The organism is Mediterraneibacter flintii (assembly GCF_055387595.1).
On record NZ_AP031405.1, the window covers coordinates 2,363,087 to 2,376,852 of the forward strand.

Consider the following 13,766-nt stretch of genomic DNA (forward strand, 5'->3'; position numbering starts at 1 on the left):
TCACCTTTTCTTTTCTTCACTGATAAATACCAGTCTTCGGTACACGCCTGTATTTAAAAACAAAATCAGTGCTGCTGTTTTCCGCTTCTTCTGGAAATAGGGATTTTTCATGATCAAAAACAGATGCCTTTTTATAAAGCACTTCAGTTCTTTATATCCCTCCAGCTTTTTATACCCTTCTTCCATAAGCATTTTATCTAATACAATAAATCTGGACCATATCCATAGGCACTGCGCCTCCTTTTCCAGACTTGGAAATGCCCTTTTTACAACCTGGTAATTCTTTGTATACCCGTCAATAATATCAAAAAGCTGCGGTCTGTATGCCCTGCCTGTGATACTGTCCTCTCTATGAAGATAATAATATTTGGGCTTTGTTCCGACTGCTACTTTCTTTACTCTCTGCATTAAATCCACAGTATAATAAATATCTTCATACAGTCTGCCTTTCGGAAACCGGAGATCTACCATACATTCTTTTCTTATCAGCTTATTCCATATCTCTCCGCGTATCGTATGTCCCCGCAGTATACAGCGAAAGGCTTCCTCACCACTGCATACAAAATCGTCTTTCTCTTTCTGTGCCTCTATTCTGTCCTTATAGACTTCATAAATACCGCATGTCGCCATATCAGCGTTAGCTTCTTTTATATTTGTATATAAATATTCCAGCATATCTTTTTCAATATAGTCATCACTGTCCAAAAAAATTACATATTTGGCTTCTGCATAGGGAATTCCCGCATTTCGCGCGTCGCTCAAGCCGCCGTTTTCCTTATGCACTACCTGTATTCTTGTATCTTTTCTGGCATATTCCTCACAGATGTCTCCGCACCGATCGGGGCTTCCATCATCCACCAGGATGACCTGTATATCTGAAAATGTCTGTCCCAATATAGAATCCACACATTTATGAATATACGGCTCTACTTTATACACTGGTACGATCACACTAATTTCTGCCATTCTCCCTCTCCTTCTTTCCACTTTCATAATAGGATAACAAAGTCTGCGCCGCGCTCTCGATGTCATATCCTGCCTCACAGAATTGTCTCTTTATCGCAGAATTGTATGCTTCCTTTTGTTTATGTTTTTCAGCCGCAAGAATACAATCCCGCCATTTCTCCTTTGTCGCTTCCAAAGAAAGAAACTCTACGTGGTCTGTTAATTTTACTTCCTTTGTAATTGTATCTGCCATAACGCTGTATATTCCAGATGCCTGTGCCTCCAAAGCAACGATTGGAAGACCTTCAAATAATGACGGGAAGACGAATACATCCATCGCTTTCCAGAGTCTGTCCACATCCTTTCGGATTCCAAGAAAACGTACTTTTTCTTCCAGATGACAGTCTTTTACTTTTTGTCTAGCCTTTTCCTGCAGTTCTCCGTCACCGATCAGTAGAAGCACCGCGTCCTTTCGCGCCTCTGCCACCTTTTGAAACACCTCTATCAAAAACAAATGATTCTTCTGTTCCTCAAACCTTCCCACATGCCCTACCACAAATTTTCCGTCTAGGTGTAGTTCTGCTCTTACTTCTTTCCTGACAGATTCAGAAAATAAAAACTTTTCCATGCACAAAGCATTGTGAATCAAATGAAACGCATTCCCCTTGACAATCTTTTCCGAGAAAAGCCAATGTCCCGCCACTTCACTGCATGCAAAATAGACAGACGCCGTCCTGGGAATCAAACTTTTATTTACGCGGTGAAGAATATTGCGCAGTAATCCCGGGGTAGAAGAATTGTGAGAATGTGCGGCTATTATGGGCACATTGCTCTGTTTTGCAGCCAGCAGAGGAACAATATTCGCCGCCGACAGCATGTTTACATGAACTACGTCATAGTGCTCCTTCTTTAAGATTTGTATCATTTCCTTTTGAAATGCCATTGGGTGCTTTCTGGCATCTGTTGTATGAAATACCCTGCCTCCCAGAGAAAGAATCTCCTTTTCATAGGCAAGCTGTGGGAACATACTAATAAAATCGAACTGTACCCCCATCTTTCTCATCTGCCTGTAATATGTCATCACAAAGCTCTCGATTCCACCGGGATTATAGGACATCCCTACTTGTAATACTTTCATTTTCTTTCCCGTCCTGTCTGCATACCCTATGCATGCTTTGTCAATTCCTCTATTAGCTCCTGCCATTGCCTGTATATCTGTTCCTTCTCAAATCGCTGTATACCTTCTTTTGTATACTCTGAGAATGCTACTCTTTTTTCATCGTCCAGCATAAGTTCTTCGATCCGCTGTGCCATCTTGTCCAAATTATACGGTTCAATCAGATAGCCGTCTTTCCCGTTCTCTATAATCTCCCGCGGTCCAGTCATTACATCAAAGCTTATCATCGGCAGTCCGCAGGCTTTCGCCTCCAAAAGTACAAGCGGCAGCCCTTCCCTGTAAGAAGGAAGGACAAGAAATGCATAGTCCCCAAACTGTCTGTATACCTGCTTCACATTTCCCTTAAAAATCACCTGTGAAGTCAAGTGGTTTTTCTCTATACTTTCACGTATCTCTTCCAAAGTATCACCTGTTCCATATAAATGCCATTCCCAGTCCGGATGTACTGTCAGCACTCTTTTCGCAACCTCCACAAGCATATCATATCCTTTTTCCTCACTGAATCTACCTACCGTAATAATTTTCTTTGATGTATGGTCGTATTCCCCACGACATTCCAAAACCTCCGGTGCAATCCAATTATAGATACTTTGCACTTTCTTTGGATTCATATGAAACCTTCGTATATAATCCTGCCTATTTTGCTCTGTCAAAGTCACCGTCTTATGAGAAATCAGAGAAGCCCAGAATCGAAAAGCTGTAATATCCTTTTTCTCCTGCTCATTTATCAACGCTCCATGATCACAGAATACATACTTTGCCTTTGTAAAAAAACGTACCGGAGATACTGTCAAAGCCGGATGATTCTCCATTAAAAATACCAGGTCTATCTGATTCTCTTTTATATACTTTTTAAATGGTTTAAAACATTTTTGGATTCTCTTACGTATCCTGCAATCCCATTTTAGTTCGGCGTGGTAATGTATCCGTTCATCCCATTCATAGGGCACTTTACCATCTTTCCCAAAAATTGCAAATATATATACTTCATAATCATTGCAGAAGGCATTGGCAAGTGAAGTTGTCACCTGTTCAACGCCTCCTGTCACTGTCATATCATAATTTACAAAACATATTCTTTTCATGTTAACCTCTTATTTTCGCTTTATCTAACTGACTTTATGTCTAAAACACTCTCTATAACACTTCTTTCCTATTATAAGCAAAAGTAACTGGCCGCGTCAATAAAATCATTAGAACCGTCAAAGTCATATTCCATAAACTACTCAAAATATTCAAGGTTGAAAATAGTCGAATTAATTCTATTGTTTTCCAAATTTTTCCATTTTAATATAATTAGCGGAGATTATAAATGGATTGGAGGATATTGTCATTGAATTATAGACAGATTATCAGTCGGCTTCTAGATTGTCTGGGTGCTAACAATTCATGTACAGGATATGATTACATAATATATGGTTTGTTATTAGTTATGGATGATGTAAAAAGGATAAACTTAATTACAAAATCTCTATATATTGATATTGCTAAATTTTACAATACAAGTTGGAATTGTGTCGAAAAGAATATCAGAGCTGTCGTCAATTCTATATGGAATTCAGGTAATGAAGAACTATTAGAAATCATTTTCAAAAAATCGCTGCAAAAGAAAAAACTAACGAATAAACAATTTTTTAGATATATGTATGAATATATTTCTGTTTTATATAGTAAAGCATCGATTGAAGATTATAATTTTTGTTTCACATGTCCGATCTCTCAACATTATTGTAAATGGCTGGATGAGTTTTATAAAAACGTAAAGAGCCAGTCTGAAAATTAGAAGAAAAATTCCAACACAGACTGGCTGGAGTCCGAAAACTTTCATAAATATATAGTCTAAGACTCTGATATAATAAATTTTAACTCATAGCAAAACAAAAAACACTTATGTATCAAACACAAGCAATATAGATACATGGACAATACCTTTCAATAATCGCTAAAAATATAATATTTATATAGCTAAAGATATTCAAGATACACTCAGTATCTAAGTGATAAAACAACGTAAAAAATAATAAGCAATCAAACGAATGTCTCTCCTGGTTATAAAAAATTTTAGTATTCTGATATTTATAATTGCCGCAATGTCTATCATTATAAACATATATGACTAAATCGGCCTCTAGTCGAAGTTATTTCATAATCTTTACAGACATACCTTACTAAAGCTAATACTATTGTCACTATTTTTTCTAAAACAGAATACCAGCACCGCATCATATTTCAAGTAAAACTATCTGACGTATATTTCTGACAAGCCTTGGAAGGCTTTCTCTGCAACTCTCTAACCAGCTATCTGCTCCCAGATGAAAGGGAAAATAACTAATTTTTAATTAAGAAACCGAAAAAATAGTTTATAAATATTCAAATTTTATGACGAGCCAAAAGAATACCCAGAGTACACTTTCTCCTACTTTTAAATTTTCGTCAGCTATCCTAAAATTATCTATACGACTAATACTATAGAAGTATTAAATTTACCTACTCGAAATTAATCAGTAGCGGTGTATTTACGCAAAAAATACTTATACTATTGAAAACACATATCTAACAGTCTTCACTCCTATAATGAAATTGCCCTCTACTATCCGGAAATATAGTCATACTTATGAACCATTAAACATCATGTATGTGTACAGTTAATAACTTGGAGCATTCTTTTTATTTGGTTTAAAATAGGAGCGAATGCTGTGCTTCTCAATATAGCATCAAATGATAATAATATAAAAACAAAATTTTTTAACTCAATATAAATTTTATTTCAACTTATTTAATTCCTATAAAATATTTATCATTAAATTAACTAAAAATTGTTATATACAAACGACACTTCTGGCCCTGTATTAATAACAATTCCCCACAACAATATCAATAAAAGAATTGCATATCCTAAACAACGTAAAATTCCTGTACTCTTAAGTTTTTCAATAATACTCCGATATTTTATAATCCACATATAGCCATCCTTTCCACCCCAAGTGCATTGCATCATGCATAAAATATGGTTCATACTCTTTTTCTTCCAAGGTAAGACAATCTATATCATACTTCTTACATTGCTCTGATACCCAATCATATAGTTCTCCCCGTACATCTTGGTTAATTCCTATATAATCATAATAATATCCATTTGTATTCATCATAATTATATATGGTTGTATCCCTAAATCCTTACATATAGAAAGAAAATGGATAAAATCTTCTCTTTCCTTTGATTCAAATTTCACATTAATACCTGTATTTTTTAATTCCTCGACTTTATCTTTAATATATGTGTTATAATATTCATCTTCTACATAAAAAGGATTATTAGTACAACTCATTTTTCCTTGTTGTTCTGCTTTTTCATTCTCCTTTTCCCAATTAATTTCTAACACTTCTTCTGGAGAACTCTGCATTACTTCAATACTTTTCATTTTATTATACAGCTCATATTTATCCCTGAATTTCAACATCTCATAATTTAGCCTATAATATGGTTGTAGTACTGTCAGTATAACTTGATTTAAAGTAGTATCCTTCCCATAAAGAGTAGAATATATTTTCACATCTTCATATTCTGCTGTAGTCTCTAATATTTCTAAAAGCCTTTCACATATATATTTCTTATTTTCAAAACTTATTTTTTCATTATACATTAATGTATAAAATTGAAGTTCTGAAAAATTAGCTAAAAATCCCGAAATATCAATATCATCACCTTGAAACCATTGTAATGAAACAATCGCAACAGTTTTCGGGTCCTCCGTGGTCATCGCACTTTCACCTAACGTGGCTATATTCATAGATTGTAATAGACTTTGTACATATGCTCGTCCCACAATTGTAACATCTGCATCCAAATCAGAATTTGGAAACATATTAACCGGATTTTGCTCTACCATTGAACTTAATTCTGAAGATCCTAAAATTATTAAGTTGTCCTTATCTACACTTTTTTCTAACACATAGTTTGACTTAGTTCCATATTCATGTTCAAGATAGTTTGTATACATCTTTTCTATCTCATTGTCTATATACCTATTTATTAATAAGAACATACTCATAAATATGATAATTGTGCCCAATAAAATAATTGCACCATGGATCAGTTGTTTCTTCATATTAGTATTGTACCTTTTTCTCTAAATATTTTACAAAATTAGTTACTGTTGAAATGTCCTCTTTCTGTATATCAGTTGGTTGTAACCGTATTCCACATTTTTCTTCTATTCCTAATAATACAGAAACTATTCCTAACGAATCTAAAAATCCTGCTTCAAATAAATCCAACTCCTCATCTTCTCTTACCTCATCTGTTTCACATGCTTCTTCCAAAATTTCTAGTGCAATCTCTTTTAAATTTTCCATTTCCATTACCTCCTACTTAAATTGAAAAAAGATACCCTGAAAAAATTAACATTCCCACAGCTACAACATGAAAACATACAACTCGGCTAAGCCAATTATAATATTTTCTCTTTTTAAAATTTTTATAAACTTTACTTTTCATATATATGTCTGTTATCACTAATGCTATGCCTTCATATAAGCCATATAATATATAGAACAAATATGGGCCATGCCAAATTCCCATAACAAGCATTGTAACCATATTTCCACATCTCGCAGCATTTTTTTTGTTTTTAAACAACCCATTTCTCATATTATTTAAAACAAATCTTTTATAAATATAATCTCCAAACCATGTTGAAAGTGAAATATGCCATCTTTCCCAAAATTCTTTCATATTACGTGCCAAAAATGGCTTATTGAAATTTTCCATCACTTTAATTCCAAGAATATAGCCACTTCCAATAGCCATACTAGAATACCCTGCGAAATCAAAAAATAGATATAATGTGTATGCATACATATATATAATAATTGTTTTTATCGTATGTTCTTCTGGCAATGATAATATAATATATTGGTTTATTAAAAAAGCAAAACCAAACTTATAAATAATACCTTTGCCAATTTTTCTAAGTCCTGCCCCTAAATATTCTGTCAAGTATTCTGTACGTGGTATCACTCTATTCGCATCCTGTTGAAATCTTTCGTATCTATCAATAGGCCCGGAACTCAATGTTGGAAAAAAAGTAATAAAATATATTATAGTTCCAAATGACAGTTTTTCTATATGCTTATCATGAATATCTATAATCAACTGCCATATACGAAAACTAATATATGAAATTCCTATAAATCCAACTCCACTAAACCTTGTATATACACTTAATTTCACAAGAAATATAGGTAAAATTGACATCCCTAAAACTATAAAGTATACGAATTCGCTAGAAATCTTTTTTGAAATATAATAATATGCAATTATTAATATCAATTCACATACTATAAATACACAAAATAATTTTATTGCCAAACTGTCGAGCCCGAGTAACAAAATAAACATAGGAATACTTAAAACTATTCCGTAATACTTTATTTTTTTTTGAAACAAATTTGCTATAATAGCTGGAATAAGTAATAAGGTAAAAATATATATTATCAATAAACTTCCATATTGAGTAAAAGGAATCATTTCAGATATTCCTCCTCCAGCTTTTTCTTGTCAACTTTTCCATTTGTATTCATCGGAAATTGCTCTACTATTACTACTTTTCTAGGCACCATATAGGATGGAATTAACTTTCTAAGTTCTTTCTTTATCTCAATTCCTTGTTTCATTTCAGATAAATTTTTCTGTTCCTTCAACATAACAAAAGCCACAAGATACGAAACTCTGCCTTCTTTATATACAGGTATTACAGTACTATTACTTACATTGTCAATTTTATTTAAATTATTACTTATATCTGTTAATTCTACTCTAAACCCATTTAACTTAATCTGGGTATCTTTTCGTGTTACATAATATAATAATCCATTTTCTTCAAAAACTATATCACCTGTATAATATCCTCTTCTACCACTTTCATCATTAAAAAATACTTTTTCTGTCTGCTCTTTATTATTAAAATATCCATTACTGATACTATCACTTACAACAACAAGCTCTCCGCATTCCCCTTCTTTTACTTCCTTTCCATCTTTCAGTATCTTATATTTTCCATCTGCTAAAATTTTTCCTATAGGTAAACATTTTATATCATTTAACATTTCTTGCGTAATCTCGCAAGCGCTTAAAAGTACAGTTCCCTCTGTAGGTCCATATCCATTTATAATTTTAATATTAGGAAACTTATCCTTTATGGATTCAACTAGCCTTTTAGAAAGAATTTCGCCCGCAAGTATAATCAATTCTAGTTCTTTCAACATTTGGCAGTCAAACTTTTCATCAAATGAGCAGATTTCTAAAAACGTAGGAGTAGACACCCATGCTGCAATATTACTTTCTTTCAAATACTCAAACAATTCCTTTAAATTATCCATCATAAGTTTATCGATGGAATATAGCGTTTTCCCCATAGCAAGATATATGTATATTGCTATGACTGATACATCAAAGGAGTACGATACTTGATTTAATACAATTTGTCTATTTGAGGGTAATACGCATATCTTGCTAAACCAGTTGACAAAATTCATAATATTCTTTTTTGTAATTTGTACTCCTTTAGGTTTTCCTGTACTCCCAGAAGTAAATAAAATATAGCAGTTTTCATCTTCTTTAACAGAAACTAATTTATCTATATTCCTCCCTTGCTTTTCTATAAATATACTTTCCAATTTATTTTTATTAATAGAAACTATGTCTACTATATCTTCACAGGTATAATTAAAAATAACTTCTGCCTCAGTTTCCTTTATAATTTCCTTTACTCTTCTTAAAGGAAACGTAATATCTAACGGGACATACGCTCTTCCCGTTTTCAATGCTGCAACCATAGCAATAAGAATCTCAACATCCTTATTTCCATATATCACCACCGGTCTTTTTGTCTTTAATTCACTTTCCATCCATACAGCTAAACTTTCGGACTTTCTCCATAAATCTTTAAATGAAAGTTTAACCTCTCTGTGGTAGATAGCTATATCTTCACAGTTTTTTCTTTTTTCTAGTTCATCTAATAACCACATATATTCTCCTAAGTCTCCCTCTCCTATTTAACGTTTTACTTCATAATATAATTGGCAATATTTTTCTTTAATATCTATAATATCCAATATTCATATCGACATTCCCTGATATACCTTGTACACTTCCTCTAGATGAATACTGCCAAATTGTAACATTCCCCGGCCCACTATATTGATACCCCAAATCTGGTGTATAGTCTCTATATTGAGCTATCCACACATCTTCCTGACTAAATTGCTTCATATCAATAATATTCTCTAGCCAGTTTTTATTTGCGTATATCATAAATTGATATCCATTACTTTCTATTACCTGCTTAAAAGCTTTTATAATATTAGTAAGTTCAGTCTTTGACAAATTTTCCGGGCCTTGTGTTTCAATATCTTCCACATCATAAGCAACAGGATATGAAATATCATAACCACTCGATTTTAATGCATTAACCACCATTTGAGCTTCTCTTCTCGCTTCATCAACACTTTCAGCATATCCATAACGGTATACTCCTACTGAAATACCATTATTACTTGCATTTGCAATATTATTATAAAATTGGCTATCTATCGTTAAGTTATCCATTGTCCCTGATAGAATTCTAAGCATGGCAAAATCCACATCTGATTGTTTTACTTTGCTCCAATCCACATACCCCTGCCATGCTGAAACATCAATTCCTTTATCAAAAGTTCCATTTGAAACCACATTTAGATTATATGATAACGTTAATACAGCATTTGCTTTATCCTTTATATTTACAGAATATGTATACATTCCTGGCATTTTGGTTCTAAATGAATATGTATTAGTTTCACTATACTCTTGAACAATTTTTCTTTCTCCTTCAAATATCTGGATAAATTGATACTCATATCCACCATACCCATTTGTTACATTAGCAGTCAATACAACATCACGACTTGAATATACTGGACTAGTAACACTACTATTCAAAGTTCCTGTCATTTGCTTGGCCGGATGTCCTATAACCTGAATAGAGTATTTCAATGTTATTTTCTGTTCTTTAGCATCTTTTATTATCACATAATAGTCGTGTATGCCGATTGTATCTGTTCTAAAACTATAAACATTATTTTTACTATATTTCTGTACAACTTTTCTTATTCCCTGATATTCTTCTTCAAACTGATACTGATATTCTCCATATCCTCCTTCTGCTTCTGCTGTTAAATACATACTTCTGTCTACATACTCATAATTTGAAGCACTATTTGTGACTTTTCCCGATAACTTATATGCAGGATGGCCGACAACTTCTAATTTATATGATAACTCTATTTCTTTCCCTTTACTATCCTTAATAGTCACATAATATACATACTCTCCAATTTTATCTGAATTAAAAGTATATATATTATTTTCACTAAATTTCTGAACTACTTTCCTATCTGTATTACCATATACTTCCTCAAACTGATATTTATATCCCCCATTTCCACTCAAAACATTTGCAGTTAATACTATATTTCTTTCAGCATATACCGGACTTGTTTGATTACTCGTAAGCGTTCCTTTTAATTCCTGGGCCGGATATTCCCTTACTTCCATTGCATATGACAATTGTAGAGTCTTCCCTTTTGCATCCCGTACATCCACATAATAGGTATGTACTCCTACTCCTTTTATCCCGTTTACTGTATAGCTATTCTCTCCACTATAGCTTTTTACTATATTCTTCTTTCCATTATATACTTCTGTAAACTGATACTCATATCCACCATTTCCACTGCTTATCTCTGCCGTCAGTGTCACTGTCCTCTGTTCATACACAGGACTTGTAGGATTACTCGTAAGTGTTCCCTTTAATTCCTGGGCCGGATATTCCCTTACTTCCATTGCATATGACAATTGTAGAGTCTTCCCTTTTGCATCCCGTACATCCACATAATAGGTATGTACTCCTACTCCTTTTATCCCGTTTACTGTATAGCTATTCTCTCCACTATAGCTTTTTACTATATTCTTCTTTCCATTATATACTTCTGTAAACTGATACTCATATCCACCATTTCCACTGCTTATCTCTGCTGTCAGTGTCACTGTCCTCTGTTCATACACAGGACTTGTAGGATTACTCGTAAGTGTTCCCTTTAATTCCTGGGCCGGATATTCCCTTACTTCCATTGCATATGACAATTGTAGAGTCTTCCCTTTTGCATCCCGTACATCCACATAATAGGTATGTACTCCTACTCCTTTTATCCCGTTTACTGTATAGCTATTCTCTCCACTATAGCTTTTTACTATATTCTTCTTTCCATTATATACTTCTGTAAACTGATACTCATATCCACCATTTCCACTGCTTATCTCTGCTGTCAGTGTCACTGTCCTCTGTTCATACACAGGACTTGTAGGATTACTCGTAAGTGTTCCCTTTAATTCCTGGGCCGGATATTCCCTTACTTCCATTGCATATGACAATTGTAGAGTCTTCCCTTTTGCATCCCGTACATCCACATAATAGGTATGTACTCCTACTCCTTTTATCCCGTTTACTGTATAGCTATTCTCTCCACTATAGCTTTTTACTATATTCTTCTTTCCATTATATACTTCTGTAAACTGATACTCATATCCACCATTTCCACTGCTTATCTCTGCTGTCAGTGTCACTGTCCTCTGTTCATACACAGGACTTGTAGGATTACTCGTAAGTGTTCCCTTTAATTCCTGGGCCGGATATTCCCTTACTTCCATTGCATATGACAATTGTAGAGTCTTCCCTTTTGCATCCCGTACATCCACATAATAGGTATGTACTCCTACTCCTTTTATCCCGTTTACTGTATAGCTATTCTCTCCACTATAGCTTTTTACTATATTCTTCTTTCCATTATATACTTCTGTAAACTGATACTCATATCCACCATTTCCACTGCTTATCTCTGCCGTCAGTGTCACTGTCCTCTGTTCATACACAGGACTTGTAGGATTACTCGTAAGTGTTCCCTTTAATTCCTGAGACGGATATTCCCTTACTTCCATTGCATATGACAATTGTAGAGTCTTCCCTTTTGCATCCCGTACATCCACATAATAGGTATGTACTCCTACTCCTTTTATCCCGTTTACTGTATAGCTATTCTCTCCACTATAGCTTTTTACTATATTCTTCTTTCCATTATATACTTCTGTAAACTGATACTCATATCCACCATTTCCACCGCTTATCTCTGCCGTCAGTGTCACTGTCCTCTGTTCATACACAGGACTTGTAGGATTACTCGTAAGTGTTCCCTTTAATTCTGTAGTTTCTACACTTCCTCCTGCCAGTGCAATATCTATTTTTTCTTTCCAAACATTATATCCCTCTGCCCTAAGATGTACTCCATCGCCATAATATAATTCTTTTTTAATTACTTTCGAATCACAAAATTCAGGATATAGATTAATAAAGTTTACATTTTCACTTCGACATAGATTTTCAAGAGCTGTATTTACCTCTTCTACTTTACTATTTTTCACATAGCTCTCACCTGTTGGTAAGATACTTTGTATAAAAATATCAGAAACCGACATATCTTTTTGTAATTTTTTTATAATCGTCTGCATATTTTGTACAATTTCTGCTGTCTCAATACCTTGTGTTAAGTCATTAATTCCTCCCATAATAAAAATCTTATCGGGTTTCACTTCTATAACAGAATCTATTCTCTGAAGCATCTTACCAGTGGTGTCACTTCCTACTCCCATATTATTCACTTCATATTCTGGGTACATTGATGCCCAATCATTTCTCGCAGTTAAGCTATCACCTAAAAAAGTCATTTTAATTTTTTCATTACTTTGCAGAGACTTACCTGACTGTACTTCTATAGTTCTTGATAATTCTAAAGTTTTTTCCTTTGCATCCCTTATGTTCACATAATATGTATGCGTTCCTATCCCTATAACTTTATCGATCATATAGGTGTTATCGCTACAATATTCTTTTAATATTTTTGTCTGTCCATTATATTCTTCTGAAAACTGGTACTCATATTCACCATTTCCTTCCACTATATCTGCAGTTAAAATAATCTCTCGACCCTCATATATTGTTTCTGATACACTGCATTCTAAAGTCCCTTGTATATCAATAACTGATTCTAAATCCTTACTATTACTTTCCTCACTATTGGTTTCCTCTTCTGTTATTTCTGAACCTTTTTTGTCGATTACCGATATGCAAACAGCTTTTGTAGATACTATATCTTCCTCATCTTTAACATTAATTATATATTCGAAATATCCTTCTTGATCACAGACAATATCAAAATTGCTATTGTCACTATACTCCTGAATGACCACTTCCTGAACTCCATCGTTTTTCACGAGTTCGTATTGATAAAATTTATCCTGTATTTGGGGTATAACAACAATTTTTAATGAACAATTTAAGTCTTTTTCCAAATTAATCTCGTTTTTGCTTTCGTCAAAGACTTCATTATTTCCATTCTCATCTTCTATTGTTAACAAAAAGGAATTTTCTAATAATGTACTTCCTTGTTCTTCTGCATCAGCTATATTTGTTCCACTACTTATCAGTAATATCACTATTAATACTACACTAAATATTTTCTTTAAAGCTCCTCTTTTTTTCATCGTTCTTCT

General features: G+C 33.5%; 9 protein-coding genes. 1 reads left to right on the plus strand and 8 read right to left on the minus strand.

All coding sequences use genetic code 11. The features are described 5' to 3' along the window. Genes ACZ5C4_RS11260 through ACZ5C4_RS11270 form a run of 3 tightly spaced genes read right to left on the minus strand, consistent with a single transcriptional unit; the run spans position 1 to position 3,207 of the window. Positions 1–966 (minus strand): glycosyltransferase family 2 protein, encoded by a 966-nt coding sequence (locus ACZ5C4_RS11260; RefSeq protein WP_464521073.1) that lies wholly within the window; start codon positions 964–966, stop codon positions 1–3. Further along, positions 953–2,083 (minus strand): glycosyltransferase family 1 protein, encoded by a 1,131-nt coding sequence (locus tag ACZ5C4_RS11265; protein ID WP_186874224.1) that lies wholly within the window; start codon positions 2,081–2,083, stop codon positions 953–955. Before ACZ5C4_RS11265 ends, ACZ5C4_RS11260 begins: the two co-directional genes overlap by 14 nt. 26 nt (positions 2,084–2,109) lie before the next feature. Continuing rightward, positions 2,110–3,207: a glycosyltransferase family 4 protein gene (locus tag ACZ5C4_RS11270; protein ID WP_464521074.1), complete on the minus strand. Its 1,098-nt coding sequence runs from the start codon at positions 3,205–3,207 to the stop codon at positions 2,110–2,112. A 248-nt stretch (positions 3,208–3,455) separates the two neighbouring features. Here ACZ5C4_RS11270 and ACZ5C4_RS11275 point away from each other — a divergent pair, with 248 nt between their 5' ends. Continuing rightward, on the plus strand, positions 3,456–3,905 hold the full coding sequence (locus tag ACZ5C4_RS11275) for a sporulation initiation factor Spo0A C-terminal domain-containing protein (protein ID WP_464521075.1): 450 nt from the start codon (positions 3,456–3,458) through the stop codon (positions 3,903–3,905). Between the two features lie 1,147 nt (positions 3,906–5,052). Here ACZ5C4_RS11275 and dltD read toward each other — a convergent pair. The 5 genes from dltD to ACZ5C4_RS11300 form a co-directional block, all read right to left on the minus strand. Beyond that, on the minus strand, positions 5,053–6,231 hold the full coding sequence (gene dltD, locus ACZ5C4_RS11280; protein ID WP_464521076.1) for a D-alanyl-lipoteichoic acid biosynthesis protein DltD: 1,179 nt from the start codon (positions 6,229–6,231) through the stop codon (positions 5,053–5,055). 1 nt (position 6,232) lies between these two features. After that, positions 6,233–6,478, minus strand: a complete 246-nt coding sequence (locus tag ACZ5C4_RS11285; protein ID WP_464521077.1) for a phosphopantetheine-binding protein — start codon at positions 6,476–6,478, stop codon at positions 6,233–6,235. A 16-nt stretch (positions 6,479–6,494) separates the two neighbouring features. Next, positions 6,495–7,652, minus strand: a complete 1,158-nt coding sequence (dltB, locus tag ACZ5C4_RS11290; RefSeq protein ID WP_464521078.1) for a D-alanyl-lipoteichoic acid biosynthesis protein DltB — start codon at positions 7,650–7,652, stop codon at positions 6,495–6,497. Beyond that, entirely contained in the window at positions 7,649–9,151 is a 1,503-nt protein-coding gene (gene dltA / locus ACZ5C4_RS11295) for a D-alanine--poly(phosphoribitol) ligase subunit DltA (RefSeq protein ID WP_464521079.1), read from the minus strand. The genes dltB and dltA overlap by 4 nt, the downstream gene beginning before the upstream one ends. A gap of 67 nt (positions 9,152–9,218) precedes the next feature. Beyond that, a complete protein-coding gene (locus tag ACZ5C4_RS11300) occupies positions 9,219–13,757 on the minus strand; it encodes a GH25 family lysozyme (RefSeq protein WP_464521080.1) in 4,539 nt (1,512 codons plus the stop codon). Positions 13,758–13,766: the final 9 nt, after the last annotated feature.

What these genes read in the sequence shown, in the direction of transcription:
- ACZ5C4_RS11300 (WP_464521080.1), bottom strand. Translation starts at nt 13,757, where the DNA reads ATGAAAAAAAGAGGAGCTTTAAAGAAAATATTTAGTGTAGTATTAATA.
- dltD (WP_464521076.1), bottom strand. Translation starts at nt 6,231, where the DNA reads ATGAAGAAACAACTGATCCATGGTGCAATTATTTTATTGGGCACAATT.
- ACZ5C4_RS11265 (WP_186874224.1), bottom strand. Translation starts at nt 2,083, where the DNA reads ATGAAAGTATTACAAGTAGGGATGTCCTATAATCCCGGTGGAATCGAG.
- ACZ5C4_RS11260 (WP_464521073.1), bottom strand. Translation starts at nt 966, where the DNA reads ATGGCAGAAATTAGTGTGATCGTACCAGTGTATAAAGTAGAGCCGTAT.
- dltA (WP_464521079.1), bottom strand. Translation starts at nt 9,151, where the DNA reads ATGTGGTTATTAGATGAACTAGAAAAAAGAAAAAACTGTGAAGATATA.
- ACZ5C4_RS11285 (WP_464521077.1), bottom strand. Translation starts at nt 6,478, where the DNA reads ATGGAAAATTTAAAAGAGATTGCACTAGAAATTTTGGAAGAAGCATGT.
- ACZ5C4_RS11270 (WP_464521074.1), bottom strand. Translation starts at nt 3,207, where the DNA reads ATGAAAAGAATATGTTTTGTAAATTATGATATGACAGTGACAGGAGGC.
- dltB (WP_464521078.1), bottom strand. Translation starts at nt 7,652, where the DNA reads ATGATTCCTTTTACTCAATATGGAAGTTTATTGATAATATATATTTTT.